Origin of the sequence: Aminobacter carboxidus (assembly GCF_014863355.1) — a bacterium.
In the GTDB taxonomy this organism is placed as follows: Bacteria; Pseudomonadota; Alphaproteobacteria; order Rhizobiales; family Rhizobiaceae; genus Aminobacter; species Aminobacter carboxidus.
The window spans coordinates 104,503-126,014 of sequence record NZ_JACZEP010000005.1 but is presented as its reverse complement, the minus strand read 5'-3'; the positions used below and the strand labels follow the sequence as shown (position 1 = coordinate 126,014).

Annotated in this window: 20 protein-coding genes; 11 read left to right on the top strand and 9 right to left on the bottom strand. The window is 60.9% G+C overall.

Annotated features, from left to right (window positions below):
* The first annotated feature begins 149 nt into the window (after positions 1-149).
* The 6 genes from IHE39_RS17155 to IHE39_RS17130 all read left to right on the top strand — a co-directional run bounded on the left by IHE39_RS17155 (position 150) and on the right by IHE39_RS17130 (position 5,068).
* The gene (locus IHE39_RS17155; RefSeq protein ID WP_192567312.1) at positions 150-857 is read left to right on the top strand and encodes a hypothetical protein; all 708 of its coding nucleotides are present in this window, start codon (positions 150-152) and stop codon (positions 855-857) included.
* 112 nt (positions 858-969) lie between these two features.
* A complete protein-coding gene (ehuB, locus tag IHE39_RS17150) occupies positions 970-1,857 on the top strand; it encodes an ectoine/hydroxyectoine ABC transporter substrate-binding protein EhuB (protein WP_192567311.1) in 888 nt (295 codons plus the stop codon).
* A complete protein-coding gene (locus IHE39_RS17145; protein WP_192567310.1) occupies positions 1,854-2,513 on the top strand; it encodes an amino acid ABC transporter permease in 660 nt (219 codons plus the stop codon). Before ehuB ends, IHE39_RS17145 begins: the two co-directional genes overlap by 4 nt.
* On the top strand, positions 2,503-3,162 hold the full coding sequence (locus IHE39_RS17140) for an ABC transporter permease subunit (RefSeq protein WP_192567309.1): 660 nt from the start codon (positions 2,503-2,505) through the stop codon (positions 3,160-3,162). The genes IHE39_RS17145 and IHE39_RS17140 overlap by 11 nt, the downstream gene beginning before the upstream one ends.
* Before the next feature lie 86 nt (positions 3,163-3,248).
* On the top strand, positions 3,249-3,998 hold the full coding sequence (locus IHE39_RS17135; protein WP_192567308.1) for an amino acid ABC transporter ATP-binding protein: 750 nt from the start codon (positions 3,249-3,251) through the stop codon (positions 3,996-3,998).
* A gap of 35 nt (positions 3,999-4,033) precedes the next feature.
* The gene (locus tag IHE39_RS17130; protein WP_192567307.1) at positions 4,034-5,068 is read left to right on the top strand and encodes a M14 family metallopeptidase; all 1,035 of its coding nucleotides are present in this window, start codon (positions 4,034-4,036) and stop codon (positions 5,066-5,068) included.
* Here IHE39_RS17130 and IHE39_RS17125 read toward each other — a convergent pair.
* The 5 genes from IHE39_RS17125 to coxB form a co-directional block, all read right to left on the bottom strand.
* Positions 5,039-6,562, bottom strand: coding sequence for an HAL/PAL/TAL family ammonia-lyase (locus IHE39_RS17125; RefSeq protein WP_192567510.1), 1,524 nt, complete (start codon positions 6,560-6,562; stop codon positions 5,039-5,041). The genes IHE39_RS17130 and IHE39_RS17125 overlap by 30 nt on opposite strands.
* Before the next feature lie 324 nt (positions 6,563-6,886).
* Positions 6,887-7,561 carry a cytochrome c oxidase assembly protein gene (locus IHE39_RS17120; RefSeq protein ID WP_192567306.1) on the bottom strand — a complete coding sequence of 225 codons (675 nt, stop codon included), beginning with the start codon at positions 7,559-7,561 and terminating at the stop codon, positions 6,887-6,889.
* The gene (locus IHE39_RS17115) at positions 7,558-7,941 is read right to left on the bottom strand and encodes a hypothetical protein (RefSeq protein ID WP_192567305.1); all 384 of its coding nucleotides are present in this window, start codon (positions 7,939-7,941) and stop codon (positions 7,558-7,560) included. The genes IHE39_RS17120 and IHE39_RS17115 overlap by 4 nt, the downstream gene beginning before the upstream one ends.
* Positions 7,941-10,448 (bottom strand): cytochrome c oxidase subunit I, encoded by a 2,508-nt coding sequence (gene ctaD, locus IHE39_RS17110; protein WP_192567304.1) that lies wholly within the window; start codon positions 10,446-10,448, stop codon positions 7,941-7,943. The genes IHE39_RS17115 and ctaD overlap by 1 nt, the downstream gene beginning before the upstream one ends.
* Positions 10,445-11,407: a cytochrome c oxidase subunit II gene (gene coxB, locus IHE39_RS17105; RefSeq protein WP_312880998.1), complete on the bottom strand. Its 963-nt coding sequence runs from the start codon at positions 11,405-11,407 to the stop codon at positions 10,445-10,447. The genes ctaD and coxB overlap by 4 nt, the downstream gene beginning before the upstream one ends.
* Before the next feature lie 164 nt (positions 11,408-11,571).
* Here coxB and IHE39_RS17100 point away from each other — a divergent pair, with 164 nt between their 5' ends.
* From IHE39_RS17100 to IHE39_RS17090, 3 genes are all read left to right on the top strand, one after another.
* On the top strand, positions 11,572-12,075 hold the full coding sequence (locus IHE39_RS17100) for a cytochrome b (protein WP_184773724.1): 504 nt from the start codon (positions 11,572-11,574) through the stop codon (positions 12,073-12,075).
* Between the two features lie 75 nt (positions 12,076-12,150).
* Positions 12,151-13,500, top strand: coding sequence for a PQQ-dependent sugar dehydrogenase (locus IHE39_RS17095; RefSeq protein ID WP_192567303.1), 1,350 nt, complete (start codon positions 12,151-12,153; stop codon positions 13,498-13,500).
* A 1,182-nt stretch (positions 13,501-14,682) separates the two neighbouring features.
* Positions 14,683-14,934: a DUF1344 domain-containing protein gene (locus tag IHE39_RS17090; RefSeq protein WP_192567302.1), complete on the top strand. Its 252-nt coding sequence runs from the start codon at positions 14,683-14,685 to the stop codon at positions 14,932-14,934.
* A gap of 95 nt (positions 14,935-15,029) precedes the next feature.
* Here IHE39_RS17090 and IHE39_RS17085 read toward each other — a convergent pair whose 3' ends face one another.
* Positions 15,030-15,518 carry a BA14K family protein gene (locus IHE39_RS17085; protein WP_192567301.1) on the bottom strand — a complete coding sequence of 163 codons (489 nt, stop codon included), beginning with the start codon at positions 15,516-15,518 and terminating at the stop codon, positions 15,030-15,032.
* A 718-nt stretch (positions 15,519-16,236) separates the two neighbouring features.
* On the opposite strand from IHE39_RS17085, the gene hutC reads away from it, so the two are divergent.
* Together hutC and IHE39_RS17070 are read left to right on the top strand one after the other, a co-directional pair.
* The gene (gene hutC / locus IHE39_RS17075) at positions 16,237-16,995 is read left to right on the top strand and encodes a histidine utilization transcriptional repressor HutC (RefSeq protein ID WP_192567299.1); all 759 of its coding nucleotides are present in this window, start codon (positions 16,237-16,239) and stop codon (positions 16,993-16,995) included.
* Positions 16,996-17,024: 29 nt separating this feature from the next.
* Positions 17,025-18,197, top strand: coding sequence for a M24 family metallopeptidase (locus tag IHE39_RS17070; protein ID WP_192567298.1), 1,173 nt, complete (start codon positions 17,025-17,027; stop codon positions 18,195-18,197).
* A 4-nt stretch (positions 18,198-18,201) separates the two neighbouring features.
* Here IHE39_RS17070 and IHE39_RS17065 read toward each other — a convergent pair whose 3' ends face one another.
* The 3 genes from IHE39_RS17065 to IHE39_RS17055 are packed head-to-tail and all read right to left on the bottom strand — an operon-like array spanning position 18,202 to position 21,510.
* Positions 18,202-19,428: an aminotransferase class V-fold PLP-dependent enzyme gene (locus tag IHE39_RS17065; RefSeq protein ID WP_192567297.1), complete on the bottom strand. Its 1,227-nt coding sequence runs from the start codon at positions 19,426-19,428 to the stop codon at positions 18,202-18,204.
* A 53-nt stretch (positions 19,429-19,481) separates the two neighbouring features.
* Positions 19,482-20,513, bottom strand: coding sequence for an ABC transporter ATP-binding protein (locus tag IHE39_RS17060; protein WP_192567296.1), 1,032 nt, complete (start codon positions 20,511-20,513; stop codon positions 19,482-19,484).
* Positions 20,500-21,510, bottom strand: coding sequence for an ABC transporter ATP-binding protein (locus IHE39_RS17055; RefSeq protein WP_192567295.1), 1,011 nt, complete (start codon positions 21,508-21,510; stop codon positions 20,500-20,502). The genes IHE39_RS17060 and IHE39_RS17055 overlap by 14 nt, the downstream gene beginning before the upstream one ends.
* Between the last annotated feature and the right edge of the window lie 2 nt (positions 21,511-21,512).

The following is a 21,512-nucleotide window of genomic DNA, read 5'->3' as shown; positions in this document are numbered from 1 at the left end:
GAAATCATTCTAATTGTCGAAATTTATCATTTTTGGTTGACATTATCCGATAGCCGCGCAGTAATGCGATGAGGGTCGCAAACGGCCGAACAAGGTGCGTCAACACCTTCTTCGGCCTGACCAAACCCAAGCTGGTTGGAGCTCGGATCATGGCTGATTCCGACAATACCACAGCTTTGCCTTTCGTCACCCAAGAGGGGCGAAGGAAGAGCTGTGCTGTGGATGACGATACGAGAGGTGGCGGTGCTGCGGTTGCCACTAGACTGACGGAGCGCTTCGCGGCGCGTTTGCTTGCGCCGCTCGACCCGTGTGTTGTCCTGCTGCAGGAGTGGGAACAGGCACACCACATGGCCGTGGTTTTGTGCCGGCTGCAGCAGCGTCTGGAGATAAGGATCAGGAATGCCCTGAGAGCTTCTGAACCGAGCGGTGGACCTGGGAACGACCAGCAGAGCGCACCGCAGCCAGCGGATCAGCAGGCACGTTGGAACGAGCTCGACCAGGAGGTCGGATACTCACGAGCCCGTGCCGCCGAGGCGCAGGCTGTTGAGGCCGAAGAAGAGATCTTCGACGCTGTTGCCACCACTCGCGCTCAATCACTCGCCGGGGTGATCGCCAAGCTGAAGATCATTGCTGGCGGTGGCGACAACATGGGCGACACATCGGCATTTCCCTGGCCGCAAATTCAGTCGGTCCTGGCGGATCTCCAGGCATTGGGCGACCGCGGCGCGGACGCGCAGCCGGCCGATAGCCGACGCCAGCCCGCCGGGGATCGCGGCCTGGACGGCGAGACGAACCGCCTTCGCGCATCCATGTCAGACGGCACCATAGCCCGCGAAAGCCAGCCACGGCGAAGCTGAACACATAGCAGGCTCGCGGGAGGCGAGGCAGCGATGCCACGCGGCCACACATCAGGCTTGCCCTGGATCGGCGATCGGGCAGGCACCTTTTACAACAATGGGAGAGAGAGAAATGACCTTCAGAAGTTCTGTACGCCTGCGGCTTGCATTCATGTGGTGCGTTTTGCTTGCGCTGATCGTTGCCTTGCCAGGTGGTCCGGCCTTTGCCGAGACAACGAAGGAGCGCATCCTGCGCGAGGGCAAGATCGTCATCGGCATTCACAACCGGACGCCCTGGGGCTTTCGCGATGAAGCCACCGGCGAGGCAAAGGGATGGCATCCTGATCTGTTGAGGGCTGCCTTTGCCGAACTTGGCGTCAAGGAGATCGACATCAGGGTCACCGAGTTCGGCGCCCTGATCCCGGGTCTGCTGGCCGGCCGCTTCGATGCCGTGGCCTCCGGTCTGTCCATCACACCGGAGCGCTGCCGGCAGGTTGCCTTCGGTGCACCCGATCTGAAGGTCCATGACGCTGCCATCGTGCTCACTGGTAATCCAAAACAGATCCATGGCTTCGACGATATCGTCAGCAAGAAGATCATCATGGGTGCTGGCCGCGGCAGTGTGTCGGTCAGGAATGCGACTATAGCCGGCGTGCCGGAAAGCAACATGCTGCTGTTCCCCGACATCGAGGCCAACATCTCGGCCCTGCGCTCCGGCCGCATCGATGTGACGGTGTTGTCGTCTCCGACAGTGATCGGGCTGCTTGCCAGCGGCAAGCTCAAGGGACTGGAAAGTGCGACACCCTTCGTGACGACAGACGAACAGGCCACCTATGCCGCAGTCGCGTTTCGCAGCGAAGACCAGGATTTGCGCGCACTGTGGGATGAAAGGCTTCTGGCCCTGACAAAAGACGGCACGGTTACCAAAGTCATGGCCAGATATGGCTTTGGCGAAACTGAGGTCGTGCCTGATACCGTCACCGTCGAGAAACTCTGTGGCACGGCTGGTGCCGGCAAATGACCATCCTCGAGATCTGGCTCGGCATCCTGCAGGGCTTTCGCGTCACCGCTCTGGTGACGCTCTATGGCCTGGTCTTTGCCATACCCTTCGGCCTCATCTTCGGCGTTGCCCAATATCTGACCACGGGCCCGGCGCGGTTCGTGGTGACGTCGATCATCGAGTTCTGGCGCAGCTCTGCCGTCATCATCCTGCTCTTCGTGTTCTATTACGCCCTGCCCTTGGCCGGACTGGCGCTGTCGGCGATGACCGTCAGCGCCATGGTGCTGGGGCTCAACATTGGCGGTTATGCCAGCCAGGCGGTGAGAGCCGGCCTGCAGGCACTCGATCGTGGCCAGAAAGAAGCTGGCCACGCACTGGGACTGTCGCGCTCCACCATCCTGTTGCGCATCGAACTGCCGCAAGCGCTGGTGGCGATGAGCCCGACCTTCATCAACCAGCTTATCCAGCTGGTAAAGGCGACATCCCTTGTCTCGCTTGTCACGCTGACCGACATGACCTTCCGCGCCAAGGAGATTTCCCAGATCGAGTATGACCCTGTGCCGATCTACAGCTCGCTGCTGCTCGCCTACTTCATCGTCTGCTATCCGGTCGCACTGTTCGGGCGTTGGGTGGAACGGCGCATCAACCCGGCAAGGGAGGCGCGTTGTGCAGTTTGATGTGGCCTTTGCGCTGTCTACGGTGCCGACCATCCTTGGCGCCATCGGCATGACGCTGCTGGTGGCAGCGGTCAGCTGCGTTGGCGCCTCGGCAGTCGGGTTTGGCCTTGAAGTCGTCCGCCGTTCGGGCGGGCTGGGAGGGCTGTTCGTTCGCTTCCTGATCGACTTCATCAGGGCGACGCCGGTGCTGGTCTGGCTCTACTGCCTGTATTTCATCTTGCCGTTTTACGGCATTCGCCTTGGTGCGCTTGCCACAGGCATCATCGGGCTCAGCCTCTATTACAGCGGTTATCTCGCAGAAGTGTTCAAGGCCGGCATCGATGCCATCCCCAACGGCCAGGGTGAAGCCGCACGAGCGCTTGGCCTCGGCCGGATCGATATGACCATCTTTGTCATCGCCCCGCAGATGCTGCGCAACATCGCAGCACCCATGGGCAACTACTTCGTCTCGATCCTCAAGGCGACGCCCTATCTGGCCGTGCTTGCGGTGCCGGAGATGCTGGGCCGCGCCTTCGACATTGCATCCGAGACCTACCGCTATGCCGAGCCGCTGACGGTTGCCGGCCTGATCTTCCTCGGTCTCGCACTCCTCATATCGTTAGCCATCAAACGGCTTGAGGTCAGGCTGATGGGGCCGACGACCAGGTAGTTCGACGGCGGCAACCAGCGGCCGTCGATATCTCAGCCAAGTCAAATAGCTAGATCGATCCCTTCGAGCGATTACAGAGGTACTTCATGGCACATTCAGACGACAGCCCCGCCGTCCAGATCACCTCGCTCAACAAATGGTATGGCGCCTTCCATGTGTTGCAGGAGGTCAACCTCACCATCCCAAGCGGTTCCCGCGTCGTGATCTGCGGACCTTCCGGTTCGGGCAAATCCACCCTGATCCGCTGCCTCAACGGACTTGAAGCCTACCAGCAGGGAACCGTTACACTTGGCACGGTCCCGCTGGGCGACAATGCCAGGGAGACAGCACTCGCCCGCCGGCAGACCGGCATGGTGTTCCAGAGCTTCAACCTGTTTCCGCATCTGACTGTGTTGTCGAACTGCACGCTGGCACTGCGCCGGGTTCTTTCCATGCCGCGCAAGGAGGCTGAGAGCCTGGCGCGGCATTTCCTGGAAAAGGTCCGCATTCCTGAACAGGCCGACAAATACCCCGCGCAACTGTCAGGCGGGCAGCAGCAGCGGGTGGCGATTGCGCGTGCACTTTGCATGAACCCCCGGCTGATGCTGTTCGACGAGCCAACCTCCGCGCTCGATCCCGAGATGGTCAAGGAGGTGCTCGATGTCATGACCGGGCTGGCCCACGAAGGCATGACGATGATCTGCGTCACCCATGAGATGGGCTTTGCCCGCGAGGTTGCCGACCAGGTCGTGTTCATGGATCAGGGCAGCATTGTCGAGCAGGCCTCTCCGATGACGTTCTTTACAACGCCCAGTCATCCCCGCGCCCAGTCTTTCCTCAACACGCTGCTGCATTGAGGGGTGTGGATTGACCGAGAAGGGAGGGATCGGTGGTGAGCGACACACGCATCTGGACTGACGTTGATTTTGACAGGGACGGCAAGCAAATCTCCTGCCTGCGTTTGCCGTTTTCCAGTAACCGTTCGGCCTATGGCACCATTCCGATCCCGATCGTCTGCATGAGGAACGGTGCCGGGCCAACCGCATTGCTGATCGCCGGCAATCATGGTGACGAGTATGAGGGCCAGGTGGCGCTCAGCAAGCTCGCCCGGCAGCTCGAGGCAAACGAGCTCCGCGGCCGCATCATCATCCTGCCGGCATTGAACTATCCCGCGGTCGACGCAGGCAGGCGGGTGTCGCCGCTCGATCAGGGCAATCTCAACCGGATGTTTCCCGGCGACGCCAATGGCTCACCGACTGATATGATCGCCCATTATGTCTCCGAGGTGCTGCTGCCGCGCGCCGACATCGTCATTGATCTGCACTCAGGTGGCACATCGCTGTTCTATCTGCCTTGCTGCTTGATCCGCGTCGGCAAGACCGCAGCCGAGACGGCAAAACTCATCGAGCTCATGCATGTCTTCGGCGCTCCCATCGGCTCGATCAGCGACGGTTCGGGCGGCGGTGGCGCCACCACACTGTCGGCGACAGCCCAGGCGCTCGGCATTCCTGCCCTGACGACCGAGCTCGGCGGCGGGGCGTCACTGTCACGAGCGGGCGAAGCCCTTGCCCGAGACGGGGTGCTGCGAGTGCTGAAACATCTGGGCATCCTGCCCGACGCCATCGTCGAGCCGGCTGGGCCGACACGATCCATGCGGGTCGATGGCAGGCAAGCCTACACCTATGCGCCGGTCAGAGGGATCTTCGAGCCAGCGGTGAGGTTGGGCGATGCGGTCGAGGCGGGAGATCTTGCCGGCACAATCCATCCGATTGCTGGGCCGTCCGAGCCTGCCAAGTCAGTTCACTTCGTGCAGTCTGGTCTCGTTGCCTGCCAACGAGCTCCTGCACTTACTGAGCCTGGAGATTGCCTGTTCAAGCTTGTAGTGGACGTCTCGCCTTCAGCGGTTCAAGCAGCCCATACCGGCTAATTTGGCCGGCCCGTTGGGCACATCCGCCGAGCGGATGAAATCGCGGAGCGTTTCCATGTCCCATGATAGCGGGCGGTCGTCTGCATAATGTGCCACGTGCTCGCGAACGGTGCGATAGATCGCATCTGTTCGAGGAGCGCGCCCTTTCTTGCCGGCCAGGAAGTCATGCGCCTGCGCTGCTGCCATCAGTTCAATTGCCAGGATGTACTCGGCGTTGTCGATGACCGCGAGCAACTTGTTGGCCGCAACGGTTGGATGGGCGAGGAAGTCTTCCTGCAAGCCGGAGGTGACACCGCCGTCCGTTGCAGCCGGGGCCGCCAGGCGGCGGTTCACGTTGCTCAGCGAAGCTGCCGTATACTGCGCGATCATGAAGCCAGAATTGCAGCCGCCTTCACTGGCAAGAAACGCCGGCAGATTGTTGACCAGCGGATTGACCAGGCGGTCGATGCGTCGCTCGCTCATGGCTGCCACCTGGGCCAGTGCGATCGTCAGACTGTCGGCAGCCTGGCCCAAGGCGGGCGCAACTGCATGCGCCTCCGAAAAGACCAACGGGTTCTCCAGCGTACCCGAGACAGCAGGATTATCCGTGACGGAAGCCAATTCGCGGTCGACCAGCTGTGCCGAGCGCTCCATGACCTCAAGTGCGGCACCATGCACATGGGGCACAGCGCGAAGGCTGAGCGCATCTTGTGTGCGCTGCCCGCGGGCCGCCTCGATCAGGCCGCTGCCCTCGAGCAACCCGCGCAGTGTTGCGCCGACCGCCTCGATACCGGGCGACGGCCGCATGGCGAGGACCTGCTCGTCAAAGGCCGCCATTTGGCCGCCGGCGGCCTCGAGCGTCAGGGCAGCAGCCGCATTGGCCCAGCGCAACAGGCGTTCGACGCGTGCCAATGCCACGCACAGAAGTCCGGTAGCGCAGGCCGTACCATTGACCAGGCTGAGGCCTTCCTTGGCGCCGAGTACCAGCGGTTCAAGTCCAATGGCGGCAAGTGCGTCACGTCCGTTCATCTGGCGCCCTGCGACGCACGCCCTGCCCTCGCCGATCAACACCAGGGCGATGTGTGCGTTGTGCGTGAGATATCCCGCCGACCCTCGAGACGGCACTTCCGGGATGCAGTTGCGCTCCAGGAAGCTCAGCAAGTTGAGAACGACTTCTGGTCGCACTCCGGAATGGCCGTGCGCAAAATTGGCCACCTGCGATGCGATGATGGCACGGATGCTGCGCTCCGGCAGCAAATCCCCCACCCCGCAAGCGTGGCTGAAAATGATGTTGCGAGAAAGTCGCTGCAACAAGGCAGGTTCGACGACGGTGTTCGACAGCGCGCCAACCCCGGTATTCACACCATAGGCGCGAATGCCGTTTTCAACTATTTGCGCCACGATCCGGTTTGCGAATGCGACCCGATCCCAAGCGGCAGGCGCAAGTGCCAGCGTCTCACCATCGCTGATCCGTGCGATGTCCTGCCAAGTTGGAGATGCGTCGATTGTTATCATGGCATGCTCTCGATAGGGCTTGGATAGATGTGCGAGATGGCCGAGCCCTGCTGTGCCGAGCCATATTTCATGAGTCCAATAGAGCCGGAGAATTGCCTGACGCGACACATGACCCGCTTGTAAAAGGCACCTTGCAAGGCAGTGACGTCGGGTCTTCCATTCTCCTGCAGTGGACGGAGCGACAGAGCTCCAGCAAGATTTGTTTGATAGATGAAAGGCTGTGGCAATCAGGTGGCAAAAGCGACTTGCATCGGTCGATTATGCAGCAATGAAAGGGCGGCCTGGAAATGAGGGTTCGGGCCAGCGATATGCCAGCGTCATCCGTCAGCGTCGGCGGTCGGAAAACTGCAGCTCGCTGCGCCTGCACGGCTTTCGGCGGATATCTTTCGTGTTGGTAGTTGGCTTGACCAGATGAGCCATGAGGAAAAGGCCCCCGGTGAGATAGACGACCGCGCCGACCATAAGCATGACGACGCCTCCGATCTGCTGATCCTGGCCCGCACCCAGCACGATGCCAAAGCAGGTCACCTCGCCGCTGCCATAGAGCGATCGCGGACTGAGCGCCAGAAGTGCGCCGAGCAGGGTCATGTGGATGGAAGTGAGCAGGAGGGCTGATGTGCCTGCCGCTGCGTGGCGTCGTTCCGTCGGTGCGGCGAAACTTGCCGACCAGAGAAGCAAGCCGACGGCGAGAAAGATGAGTTGTTCCACAGCCGTGACGAGGGGCGAGGCTTGCGCTGCGGCGCGCAGAACAGGGGCGTGCCATCCCCAGACGGCTATGAGCTCGAGAAGTGAGGCAACAATCGGCAATGCGACCGGCATCGAATGTCCGGGGCGCCAGTGTTGAGGCAAGCCCAGTGCGATCAAAGGCGCGGCAATGGCGATCACACCCATATGCGCTAGCATGTGCGCGGCGAAGGAGGCGCGCCAGGGTCCGAGCAGCGGCCCGAGCCAGATCAGCGAAAGCACTGCCACGCCGCTTATGAGCGCTAGCCCTCTCATCGCAGGCACTCCGTCAGGAACACGGCCGGAAGTGCGGTGAAGATTACCGCCACGAAGCTCAGGCCGGACAGGAGCAGGGTTGCGTAACCCTGGAACAGAAGGCGGTCGCGCCGGGTGGGGTCGTCATGCGGCGGATCGCCCGTGCCGAACCCCCATTGGCGCCAGGCGAGCAGCGCCGCGACGACGATCATGGCGAGCGACAGCAAGGTGATGCCGGCGATAAGGGTGCGGAGAGCGAAAAAATCGTTGCCCAAAAGACCGGGCTTTGCGCAGAAGATCGCCGCCGTGACGTAGCAAGCCAGAAAGTGCAGCGCCCACACGACGGGTGCAGTGAAAAGCGTCCACAGCGACTCGATTTCGGGAGGCAAAGGATGGCGCATCACAGCGCCTCCGGAAACAGGCCGACGACGGCGAAGGTCACTAGAGCGGTCACCAGCATGAAGTGCCAGTAGAGGGCTACGTTGTGCAATTCCATGTCATGCCGGGCGGTGAGCCGTCCGGCTAGGCTGCGTGCCAGGCAATAGAGCTGCATGATACCGCCCATAGCGCCGTGTAACGCCGCCCAAATGACCAGGGTCCAGACGATTGCCGCGTAGACGTGAGCGGTAGGGTCCATGCCGGTGGTCAACGGCCCCGCGAGCGCTGCGGCGCAGCCGGCGATGGACGTCAGCGCACCGCTCCCGAGAAGGATCCACGCCACTGCCAGTTTGCCGCGCCGGTTCGCCTCGCGTGCGGCGAGCGTTGCGGCCCAGGAAAGCGCAAACAGCGCCAAGGCCATCATCGGCCAGAACATGCCGGGACCGGCGATGCCGCCGGTGAAGTCCGCATGAACGGTCCAGAAGAAAAAGTAGCCGAAGACGAGGCTCGCGAAAGCCGTGCCGTCGCCGGTCATGGTGATGAACATCGCCCACCAACCCACGGATTTCACCCCGGATGCATAAAGCGGCAGGGAAATGCCGTGCCCGATGTCCTTTCCATCCTTTTCCGGGATGTCCCCCGTTCCGTTCCACAACCACCACAAGACGGCCGCCATAAAGGCGAGGCCGGAAATGAGCGAGACGATCCACCATTTGAACGTCAGCGCAACGAACACGGTGCCGAGCGTCAAAGCGCTAATGATGGTGACATAGGATGTCCCGCCGACCCGCAGCACCTGTTCGGGCTCGGCGTCCAGGACGGATGTCACCAACGTTTCGCGCCGGCCTTCTTTGGCGTCGGGCAGATACCAGTCACCCGCATTCACCTGTCTCGCCAGAGCCTCCTGGTCCCAGAGCGGATAGCGGCTTTCGATGCGGGGAATGGAGCGGACGCCCCAATTCTCTTCCGGCTCGCTGATCCATTCCAGCGTGCCGGCATTCCACGGGTTCACCTCGCCCCGCGGCTTCCCGCGGCGATGCAGGGTGACGTCCATCACCACGGCAAACATGCCGATGCCGAGCACCACCGCGCCCATCGTTGAAATCAGGTTCAGCCAGTCCCAGCCAATATCGGCCGGATAGGTGTAGACGCGACGCGGCATGCCGCGCAGGCCGGTGAGATGCATCGGGAAAAAGGTGATGTTGAAACCGGCGAACATCAGCCAGAACGCAAACCGGCCGACACGATCCGACATGTGTTTCCCACCGATCAGCGGGTAATAATAATAGAGCCCCGCGAAAACAGGGAACAGCATCCCCCCTATCAGGACATAGTGGAGATGCGCGACGACAAAATAGGTGTCGTGCGCCTGCCAGTCGAAGGGCACAAGCGCGACCATGACACCGGTAAGTCCCCCCATGACGAAGATGGCGATGCCGCCCATGGCAAACAGCATTGGCGTCGAGAAAATGACCCGGCCGGCCAGCATGGTGGCGATGAATACGAATATCTGGACCGCCGTCGGAATCGCCACGGCCTCCGACGCCGCCGAAAAGAAAGCCAGCGAGATCTGCGGCAAGCCAGTTGCAAACATATGGTGGACCCAAAGGCCGAAGGACAGGAATCCGGTGCCGACCGCCGCCAGCACGATCCAGGAATAGCCGACGATCGGGCGCCTTGCGAAGGTAGGCACGATCATGGCGAGCAATGCGATTGCCGGCAGGAAGATGATGTAGACTTCGGGGTGACCGAATATCCAGAACAGGTGTTGCCACAGAAGCGGGTCGCCTCCACGCGCCGGGTCGAAGAACGGCCAGTCGAACATGCGCTGCAGTTCAAACAGCAGATCGCCGGCGATGAGCGGCGGGAAAGCAAAAAGGATCATGCCTGCGACGATGAGCAGATACCAGGCAAACAGCGGCATCAGGTTTACCCGCATGCCAGGCGCACGGCATTTCATGATGCCGACGATCAGTTCGACTGCCGCGGCAAGCGATGCCACTTCGATGAAGGACAGTCCGAGCAGCCAGATGTCGGCGCCGATGCCGGCCTGTTCGCTGGTCGCCAGCGGCGGATACATGAACCAGCCTGAATTGGGCGCCACACCGAAGAAGATCGACCCGCAGACAAAGATGCCGCCGATCAGGAAACTCCAGAAGCCGAAGGCGCCAAGCCGCGGAAACGGCAGTTCGCGCGCACCCAGCATGGGCGGCAGCAGGAAAATCGCCACAGCTTCGAAGATCGGTACGGCGAACAGGAACATCATCACCGTGCCGTGCAGCGTGTAGACCTGATTGTAGGTCTCCGCGGATAGCAGGTCGTTTTGTGGCACGGCAAGTTGGGCGCGGATGAGCAGGCCGAGCAGTCCCGCAAACAGCATGAATGCGAAGGCCGTGGCGCCGTACCAGAGGCCAACCTGCGCGTTGTTGACCGAGGTCCAGTAGCGCCACCCGGTCGGCTTTGCCCAAACGGCACGCAGTTGCGCTTCCTCAGTGGCTTTGTCGCGTGTGGGCTCCGGCTGCGCGCTCATTGCAGCCCCTTAAGCCAGGTTGCGATCTCGGTCAGTTCAGCGGCGGAGAGATGCGAGTTGGCGGGCATATGCGCACCCGCTTTGACTGCACCCGCATCAGCAACAAAGCTGGCAAGGGCTTCTGAACCGCTGGCCAACTGGCCTGCGCCGATGGTCAGCCGGGAACCGACATGGGAGAGGTCCGGCCCGGCTGTCGACTGCCACTGCGTCCCTGCGATACGGTGGCAGGAGCCGCAACGGTTGCGTTCAAACAGGGCGCGTCCCGTTCCTGGCGCGTGCACGCCGCTCGAGGGCCGGCTGCGCGCATTCAGCCATGTCTCGAACGCTGCGCCTTCCATCACGATCGCTGGAAAGGCCATCAAAGCGTGTGAGGTGCCGCAGAATTCGGCGCACTGGCCTCGATAGGTCCCGACCTTGGTAGCCCTCAGGGACAGGCGGTTTTGTCGGCCCGGGATCAGGTCCATCTTGCCGCCAAGGGCCGGGATCCAAAAGGAATGGATCATGTCGTCGCTGGTCAGGGCGAATTCGACCCGTTCACCGACAGGCAATCGTATCTCGTTGGCCGAGACCACCCTGACGCCATTTGGACGCTTGTAGACGACGTGCCACCAGAACTGCCTGCCGGTTATCTCGATACGCAAGGTAGCGTCGTCGCTTCCCGCAAAAGGGCGCAGCGACGGCATGAGCCAGAGTGCGTATGCCAAAAGGGCTGCCAACACGGTTACCGGCAGTACCACGCCACCCCAGAAGATCACCCGTGCAGCCGTGTCTTCCCGCAGAGGTTCGAGCTTCCATCGAGACGCGTAGAGAGAAAGCGCGACCACGAACGCCCAGATTGGCAGGCCGCCTGCAATCATGAGCCAGAAAAGGCGCGCGACCTGTCCTGATTCTTCGCCTGCGGGATCGAGTGCCGACTGCACACCGCTGCAGGCTGAAAAAACGGGCGTCAGCGCCGCCACCAGCAGCAGTCCGGCGGATCTTTGCCGAGCCGATCCCGTTTTTGCAGCTATTCGGAACGCCCTCTCCGTTTCCATTGTGACGAAACATCGCGATGATGAGAAAGTTCCGAAGCGCGGGGCCAGCATCATCGGAGGCGCAAAGCGCAGCGCAGGGAGGAATGCGAATGGCACGGAAGGTATCAGGATATTCAACTGCGCAAGTGGCGTTGCATTGGAGCGTCGTCGTCCTGGTGGCGTTCCAGTATCTGGCCCATGACGGCATGGAAGCTGCCTGGCGGGCATTCCTGCGGAACGAACCGACCGCACCCGATACAAGCCTGCTGGCCTATCTGCATGTGGTTGCGGGCGTGACCATATTGCTGCTTGCTCTCGCCCGCGTTTATTTGCGCTTCACGCGCGGCGCCCCGCCCCCTCCGCCCGATGAGCCGCGTTTGCTGCAGATCCTTTCCGAAGCGGTGCACGGCCTGATCTACCTGTCGCTGTTTCTGCTGCCCCTGTCGGGAGGTGTTGCCTGGTTTGCCGGTGTGGAAGCAGCCGCTGCCGCACACAATGTGCTCAAGACCGCATTACTCGGCGCCATCGTGCTGCACATCGCCGGCGCCCTGTTCCAGCATTTTATTCGCCGTTCCGACGTCATGATGCGCATGTTCAGGCCGCAGCGCTCCTGAGCCTCTGCACGGCGTTTCGATTGAATTGCAACCGGAGCCACCCCGATGCGTTGAACGAAAAAGGGAACTCCTGCGATGAAAAAGCTGATCCTCGCTCTCCTCGCCGTCTTGGTCATAGGCATAGTTGCAGTTGGGGTGGTCGTCCTCTCTTCGCGAGAGGAGGCCAAGGTGGCTATCGAAGAGCAATATGGGCCGGATCCCAAGCTGCCTGAACCCGATCCCCGAATACTGCCGACCGTTCATCAGGCCGAGGCCGAGCCGTGGAAACAAGGCGAGATGCCGCAGCCTGCGCAAGGTTATAGGGTTAACCAGTTCGCCGATGGGCTCGATCATCCTCGCTGGCTGCATGTGCTGCCCAACGGGGATGTGCTGGTCGCCGAAAGCAACAAACCGCCGCAGGAAGAAAGCAGTGTCTCCATCCGTCGCTGGGTGGCTCAGAAGATCATGGGCAGCGCCGGGGCCAACGTGCCGAGCGCAAACCGCATCTCCATTTTGCGCGATGCCGACGGTGACGGTGAGGCGGAGGTGAAACAGCCATTCATCAACGGGTTATTCTCGCCGTTTGGCATGACCTTGCTCGACGGCAAACTTTATGTGGCGAATGCCGACGGCATCGTTGCATTTCCCTATCAAGAGGGCGCTACCGAAATTACCGCCCAGCCCGAAAAGATTGCCGACCTGCCGGCTGGCCTGAACCATCACTGGACCAAGGATGTCATTGCTTCGCGGGACGGCACGAAGCTCTATGCAACTGTCGGTTCGAACAGCAATGTCGGCGAGAACGGCATGGACATCGAGGAAGGCCGCGCCGCGGTGCATGAGATTGATCTGGCGACGAAGCAAAGCCGTCTGTTCGCCAGCGGCCTGCGCAATCCCAATGGCCTGTCATGGCAACCTGAAAGCGGCGAGCTCTGGGTTGTGGTCAACGAGCGTGATGAGATAGGCAGCGACCTGGTTCCCGATTATATGACATCCGTCAAGGACGGCGCCTTCTATGGCTGGCCCTACAGTTATTACGGCCAGATCGTCGACGACCGTATTGAGCCGCAAATGCCGGACCTGGTCGCAAAGGCGCTCAGGCCGGACTATGCGCTAGGCTCGCATACGGCCTCGCTAGGCCTGACCTTCAACACCGGCGATCTGTTCGGACCGGAAATGAAAAACGGTGCATTCGTCGGTCAGCATGGGTCTTGGAACCGCATGCCTCGAAGCGGCTACAAGGTGATCTTCGTTCCCTTTAGTGCTGGAAAGCCGGCGGGCCCGCCAAAGGACATTCTGACTGGCTTTCTGCGCCCTGACGATACTGCGGCCGGACGTCCGGTCGGCGTAGCGATCGCGCGCGATGGTTCGTTGCTGGTCGCCGATGACGTCGGCAACAGGATATGGCGAGTACGCCCCGGCCAAGACAGTGCGGCGCTCAACTAGGACATCCCCTGTCGAAGGGTGGTCTGTCGCTTAGAGGGTTGGCCATATCAGCCAGAAAGCCGCAGCATTGACGCAGGCCGCAACAGCCAAACCGATGAGGGAGCGATGCCAGATCGCCAAGGCCGATTTTGCCATCGCGGCAACGGAAAGCAGCACTGGGTTCATCAATAGTGCGCCGTCCTCTCGCGTGGGCCCTGCCAGCCAAACATATCGCGCCGCCCCGCCGGCACAAAGGTCGCGGGGCCTTTTTTGCTTTGGGGAACCATCAGGGCCGTTTGGTATTTCGATGTCGGAGCGATCCGCACCCCCTCAGTACGTTCGCTCCAGCAGCGGGCCTATCGCTTCCGCGTCCAACCGGGAGCGGTGGGCCTTTGCGTCAGAAAAGGTAGGCGAAATGACCGACGAACCTAGGGAGCCGCTGAGTATGCATGACTTTGTGGTTCGGCGCTTGATGGAAGAGACCGGCATAACGGAACAACAAGCTCGGAAGCTTGTCGCTGATCTCGGTTATCAGTGGTCGTCGCTTTTACGGGAAGCCCGGTTATTAGCGAAGAAACGCTAACGCCGGGACGCCTCGGCTCTATCCGATCTTCCTGATGCGACCCCCATCCAGTCGAAACATACCGTTCATCCCGCCTTGTAGTGCGAAGTCGGATTGTAGCTCATCCCAAATACCGAGATGTCTGCCGCAATCCTCACACGAGATCGGCGTAGTTGGGTCTACATCGTCAGGAATGTGTAGGCGAACGGTGCCGCAAGATGGGCATTCGAGCTTGTGATTGAGGTACCGAGCATCGCCCATGATCAGATCCTCCACGCAAGGCTCTCTCGATTGCCGGGGCGGGGGACGCTGGGGCAAAGGGCGGAGCTTAAACGCGATTCTATCCCCTGCTTACGTACCGTCAAGTGTGTGTACGCTTTGCTGACGGAGCAGCTTATATCGGACATTTACCAGCCGATAAAGACTAGGACGCACCACCGGCGGCCGAGGCGGAGGGAGCTATTGCGAGTTGTTAGAGTTCTGTTAGATTAGGATTCGCTAACTGAAACATTTGGGTAGACGCATTAGCCCGCAGGCTTCGGCCTGCGGTTTTTTTCGTTATCCCATCCTGCATTTCCCCGCCCTGCAACCATGCGAGCTTCTCTACGTTGGTGCACAGGGGCTTCTCCAAGGAGAATGTCATGCAGAAAGTTCTCATTGCATTGGGCGTTATCGCCCTCACGAGTGCCGCCGCTTTGGCTAGCTCCACAGAAGGTGTGGTAAAAGAATATATCAAGCACACCAAGATAATTAAGCTAGAAGACGGCAACAGTTACGCTGTGCCGTTTGAGGTTGCCGTGCCATCCGAACTTGTCCCTGGGTCAAAGATTTTTATTACGCTGGATGACAGGGACTCCCGCAAGGTAACTGGTGTCAGAGTTTCTCCGAGGTAGCGAGGCGCCTCCACAGCACTTTGTGCCCTTACCCGAAAAGCCCCGCCGCTTTGATGCGGGGCTTTCCTTTTGATCTACGTTGGTCAAACGAGCCATTAACTGTAGGGCGAATAGCACGGCCGGCGGGGGCCGCTATACGGCTGGAAGGTGTTGTCGTATGCCCTGTAAGACCGGTAGCGGTCATAGCACCACTGCACATGAGCATCGCCGTATCTGCTACGTTGGACATAACGCGGCTGAACGTAACGAGGCTGGTTAAGGGCACCGCCGATAATCGCCCCGGCAACGAAGGCACCCGCCGGGAACCAGAAGTCGTTGTAGCGACGATAGCCTGGGCGGTAATCCCGATAGCCGCGATGGCCATTGAGGTAAAATACGTTCCCGCGCCGGATGACCCGGTAGCGGCGGTCATCACGATTCATTCGTCTCTGCTGCCAATAGCCGTCATACTGGATCTGTTGGATCGCGGTTTCGGCGGCAGGTGCTTTAGGGGAATAAGGAACGGCGACGGCCGGAATTACGGACGCTACCGCAAAGGAGGTGGCAATTGCCGTTGCCATCAACCCTGAAAGGAGAGTGTTCATAATCAACTCCTGATGAGGTTATCCGCTTTGCAACGTCCGGCCGAGTGCAAAAGTTCCGGAACCGTTGGAGCCCTCCCCAGTTAACTCTCCCGTTGCGGCATCGGCGATGGAGGCGTCCATGACGTCATTGAAACAGGAGAGACGGGCGCAGATGATGCGCCCTATCGCTTCAGATGATCTTTTAAGACTCCAGAGTCTCGCAGCCCATAGGCGGGCGAAATGCTCGCGCGAGACGGGGTGCTGCGTGTGTTGAAACATCTGGGCATCCTGCCCGACGCCATCGTTGAGCCGGCGGGGCAGACACGAGCCATGCGAGTCGATGACAGGCAGGCCTTCACCTATGCCGGTCAGGGGAATCTTCGAGCCTGCCGTGACCGTGGGAGACGAGGTTCAAGCTGGAGATCTTGCGGGCACAATCCATCCGATTGCCGGGCCGTCTGAGCCTGCCAGGTCGGTTCAGTTCACGCAGTCGGGGCTGGTTGCTTGCCAGAGAGCCCCGGCTCTAACTGAAGCCGGAGATTGCCTGTTCAAACTTGTGGTGGACGTAGCCTAAGCCCGCTGGATCAAATTCAGTCTTATGTCTGGCCTCTCTGAGGAGGATTCGGCCGCGCTTCCGAAACGGCTGGGAGTTATTGCAGAGATCGGCATGTTATCTTATGTGTAGACAATACGCTCGCGTGGTTCGAAGAGCATTTTCAATGGGGCTGCCGGGACGTTGATGGACCAAGAAACCAACACTGAATTGGCTGACACGATCGAGCTGGACGGCAATGGTCCGATCTACAGGCAGATCGAACGCGCGGTTCGTGCCGAGATCATGAGCGGGCGATGGCCCGCAGGTCACCGCATCCCTTCCGAGCATACGCTGCTGGAAAAATTCTCGACGACCCGGGCAACTGTCAGCAAGGCGCTGTCCAAGCTTACCGAAGCAGGACTTCTGGAGCGCCGGCGCAAGCAGGGAACACGCGTTGCTCAAACCACTGAATCGCATGCGGTGATCGGCTATCTCGATATCAGGCAAGACATCGAAGCCAAGGGCAGGACCTATGCCTACCGGGTGGTTGCCTCGTCAGTCATCACAGCCGGCGCTGACACATCTGTCTGGCCGGAGGTAGAAACGGGCACGCCCTTGCTGCGCCTTCATGCGGTGCATAGCGGTTTCGGCAAGCCCGAAGTGCTGGAGGAACGGCTCATCAGTTTGCAGGCTGCCCCGGATGCGGTAGATGCGGATTTTGAGGCCGAAACGCCGAACATCTGGTTGCTGGCAAGGCTTCCATGCACGCGGCTTCGACACACCATCCGCGCCGAGATCGCAACCGCTGCACAAGCCGCGCAACTCGGCGTCGCAGCCAACGCGCCCCTGCTGGTGTCCCTTCGCCAGACATGGGCTGACGCCATGCCGGTCACCTGGGTAAAATTGATCTACCCTGCCGACCGAAACGAGTTTGTGGGTGAATTCAACCCGCTTCAACCGTGAGCACAAAAGACCAAATGGACGGCGCGTCGATGGACGTCAAAGAGCTGGCCCGCAGAAACCGGCAAGCCATCTTCAATCAAATCGGCGACAGCAACGTCGTGTTGGTCGCGACCCAGCCGCACCATGTATTTTACTGCAGCGGCTATAAGAGCATGGGTTTCGACACCAGCTGGCTGCTCAAGATGGCGGTGGTCTTCGTTGCAGACGACTGGATCCTCGTCGGCCCAAAAGCCGACCTCTGGTCCGCCGCCGAGACCGTCGGCAAGGATTTGCGGTACTTTTGCTATGGCAACTTCTTCTTCGACGACCAGGAACTGCGCGAACGCGAAGGCACTGATGTCGTTGAGTTCGCAACGTTCGATGAGGCTCTTTCCGCTGCCGTCGCGCAGTTGGCTGGCGACAGGCATAAGCTCGGCATAGACAGCATGGATGGAGCCTCCCACACACTCGTTTCGCCACAAGGGCTGCAACTGATTGACGCGCGCGCGACCGCGGCATTTTTCCGCGATGCCCGCTCGGTCAAGAACCCGCTTGAGATAAGCCTTCTGCGCAGTGCATCCGACTTGACTGAAGTCGCTCTGGGCAACGCCCTGCGCGATGCCAAGGCAGGCATGACGGAATACGAGCTTGCCGCCAGAATATCCGCCGAGATGATCTCGCAAGGCGGCTCGCCCGGCTTCGTGGTCGTTACTTCAGGAGAGCGCAGCGCGCTTGCCGATGCCTATCCGACCCGGCGGCGGATCGCCGCCAACGACATCGTACGCATCGATGTCGGCGCCACCTTCGGCGGCTATTGGTCAGACACGGCGCGAACCGCCTTCGTCGGAGAGCCGGGCAAGGATGTACTCTTAGCCTTTGCGGCGACGTCGATGGGCCACCGCAAAGCCTCTGACATGGTCGCTCCGGGGATGACCACAGATGCGCTCTTTCATGAGGCCGTGGCAGCCGTCCGCCAGGCCGGACTGCCACAATACAAGCGTCACCATGTCGGGCATGGCCTCGGGATCGAGAGCCACGAGTATCCGACAATTGCGGCCTCAAACCCCGTCACGCTGCTGGAAGGCATGGTGGTCAATATCGAGGCGCCTTACTACCGCCCCGGCTGGGGCGGCATGATGAGCGAGGACACCTTCCTGGTGACCACAACGGGCGTGGAAGCACTGACCAGACTCGACCGCGAGTTGTTTGTCATACCTGCGTAACTTTCTACCCGCCCCGGCCAAGAACGATGTGCGCCGCTTCGACGAAACGATCGATCTCATCGAGACTGTTCGACAGGCCCGGCGACACATGGATGCCCTTTAACGAGGGGTCTTCATCCATTGCAAACGACAAGACGTTGATCTTGAATTCGTCGAGCAGCGCCTTGGCAAACTGTCCATGATCAATGCCGTCGAGCACGAATGCGCCAAAGCCGGTGCCCGGCTCGGCGTCGATGTCGGTCAGCATCGTGACCTTCTCATGCCTGCTCAGCGGGATCATCCAGCGGTTGCGCATATAACGCAGCCGCGCGGCCTTCTCTTCCTGACCGATCTGAAGGTTGAACGCCAATGCATCGGGAATTGAAGCCGGCAGCGCCTTGAACACCGACCCGACCTCCTCGAACTTCTCGATCGAGTCCGCCGGTTTGTTCGACCAGCTTGCCCACATCGGCCAGACGTCGGCGATCTTGTCCCGCCTGACATAGAGAAAACCCGTACCGCGCGGCCCGTACATCCATTTGTGCAGACAGGTCGCGAAAGCATCGCAGCCAAGCTCGTCGAGACGAAAGCAGATATGCCCAGCCGAATGGGCGCCATCTACGAAGCTGAAAATACCCTTGGCGCGCGCCAGTTCGGCCAACGGCTTCACAGGCAGCACCTGGCCGGTACGGACGACGACATGGGGAAATGTGATCAGCCGCGTTCGCTCGGTAATGGCGTCCGAAAAGGCTTTGACGAACTCGGCGTCGCTGCCGCGACCGAAGGGAAGATCGACGAGCTTGAGCACGATGCCGTCGCGTTCGACGCGCTGCCGCAAGATCGCAAGGTTTGAATCGTAGCAGTATTTCGTCGCAATGACTTCATCGCCTGGCTTCAGCGTCACGCCATTCAGGACGGTGGCGATGCCTTCCATGGCATTGCGCGTCAGCGCGATCTCGTCGGCACCGCCGCCGAAATAGTCGGCCAGCATCTGCCTGATCATAAGCGAGGAGCCACTTTCCTTGAGGTCCCGAAACGGCTCGTATTCATCGAGCTCATAGGAAAGCGACAGGTCGACGAGCGACCTGACCCGGTCGCGCACTTCGAGCGGCGACGACCCTCGCCGGGTGTTGACCAACTGGGTGTGGGTGTACATAGGCTCCATAGTCTTGCGCACCGCGCCCCAGAACTCTTCGTTGTCGGGCGCATTCTTCAGCGAGCTCGCATGAGCTGTGTCACTGTTCAAAAACATCCTGGATGCCTCCGTGGTTCGGACAGAATCTGTGTCGGTTTTGTTGCCGGCGCCTAGGCTGACAATTGCTGTGGCAGGCGTTGCGGCTCGGGCTGCGGCACGACCTCGGTTGCCCTGATCTGGGCGGCAAAGATGCATGCCGCGCCGTGGCCGGGACCAACCCAGACCGTCGGTGGCTCGGCTACGGCGCATGCCTCCACCGCGCTCGGGCACCGTGTTCGAAACCGGCAGCCGGATGGCGGATTGGTCGGGCTCGGAATGTCGCCCAGCAGGGCCGGAACTTCCCGCGTGGCCTCGATGCGCGGATCGGCACTCGGGATCGAGGCAAGCAGGGCGCGTGTATAAGGATGGGTAGGTCTTTCGTAGACATCGAGCGAGGTCCCCTGCTCGACGATCTTTCCGAGATACATCACATAGACCCGCGACGCGGCCTGACGGACGAGCGCCAGGTCATGGGCGATGAAAAGACAGGCGACCCCCAGATCCTTCTGCAGGGTCAGGAACAGGTTCATGACCTGGGAGCGGATCGACAAGTCGAGTGCGCTGACCGGCTCGTCGCAGATCAGAACGCGCGGCTCCACCGCAAGGGAGCGGGCTATTGCCACGCGCTGGCGCTGACCGCCGGACAGTTCGCGCGGATAACGTTCCGCCACCGTGTCGGGCAGCCCGACCTGGTCGAGCAATTCGTGAACCCGCCGGCGCTGCCGGGTGCGGTCATGAATGCCGATGATCACCAGGGCTTCGGTTATCGCCTCGCCGATCGTTTGTCGATCGTTGAGCGAGGCGTAAGGATCCTGGAACACATACTGGATCGCTCGTCGGGTCTCGCGCAGCTTGCGTCCGCCAAGGCCGCTCAGATCGATATCATCGAGCAAGATGCGGCCGCTTTGCGGACGTTCCAGCCCGACGATCGAGCGCCCCAGCGTCGACTTTCCACAACCGGATTCGCCGACCAGACCAACGATTTCTCCGGGACGGAGTTCGATGCTCACACCGTCGACCGCCTTGACCCATTTGCCGCGTTCGACGCTCTTGAACCTCGTCACCAGGTTTTCAACGCGCAGGACTGACTTAGTGCTGGACATACGCGCCCCCGTGATTGTGCTTGTTGATGATCGGACAGGCGGCTGAAACCAGCGGCTGAACCGTCGACACCAGCGCCGGGCGAGTGATGTGACAGCTTTCGATTGCCGCGTGGCAGCGAGGCGCAAACGCGCATCCCGGGATAGGTGCGCCCAGGATCGGCGGTGCGCCAGGCAACCCGCGAAACAGCGAGCCAGGCGCATCGTCGGCGCGCGGAATGGCGTCGATCAGGCCCATCGTGTAGGGATGCCGGGGCTCGACCAGAACATCGCCGACGGGCCCGTATTCGGCAACCCGACCGGCATACATGACAGCAACACGCGAGGCGATGCCGGCCACCACGCCCATGTCATGCGTGATGAGCACGATGGCCATGTTCAGCCGCTTCTGCAGATCCTTCAGCAAAGCGATGATCTGCGCCTGCACGGTGACATCGAGAGCGGTCGTCGGCTCGTCGGCGATCAACAGCTGCGGTTCGGCTGCAACCGCAATGGCGATCATCACGCGCTGGCGAAGCCCACCTGACAGTTCGTGCGGATACTGCTTCAACCGCGCATCGGGGTCGGACATCCTGACCAGCTTGAGCAGGTCAAGTGCCCTGCTTTCGGCCTGGCTGGAGCTCAGGCCCATATGCAATTCGCTCACCTCGGCAATCTGTCTGCCGATGGTGCGAGCAGGGTTAAGCGCGCTCATCGGATCCTGGAAGATCGTTCCTATCGATCCGCCGCGCAGCTTTCGCAATGCTGGTTCGGCGATGCCGACCAGTTCGGTGTCGTTGAACAGGATCGAGCCGCTCAGGTCGACATTGACGCCCGTCGGCATCAGGCCGAGAGGGGCAAAGTTCAACACCGTCTTGCCGCTGCCACTCTCGCCGACGATGGCGAGCGTTTCGCCAGCAGCGACAGAGTAGCTGACCCCGTCGACCGGCCGGATGACCGAACGCTGGGTGAACAGATCTACGCAGAGATCCGAAACCCTCAGAATTTCCTTCGAAGCCATCC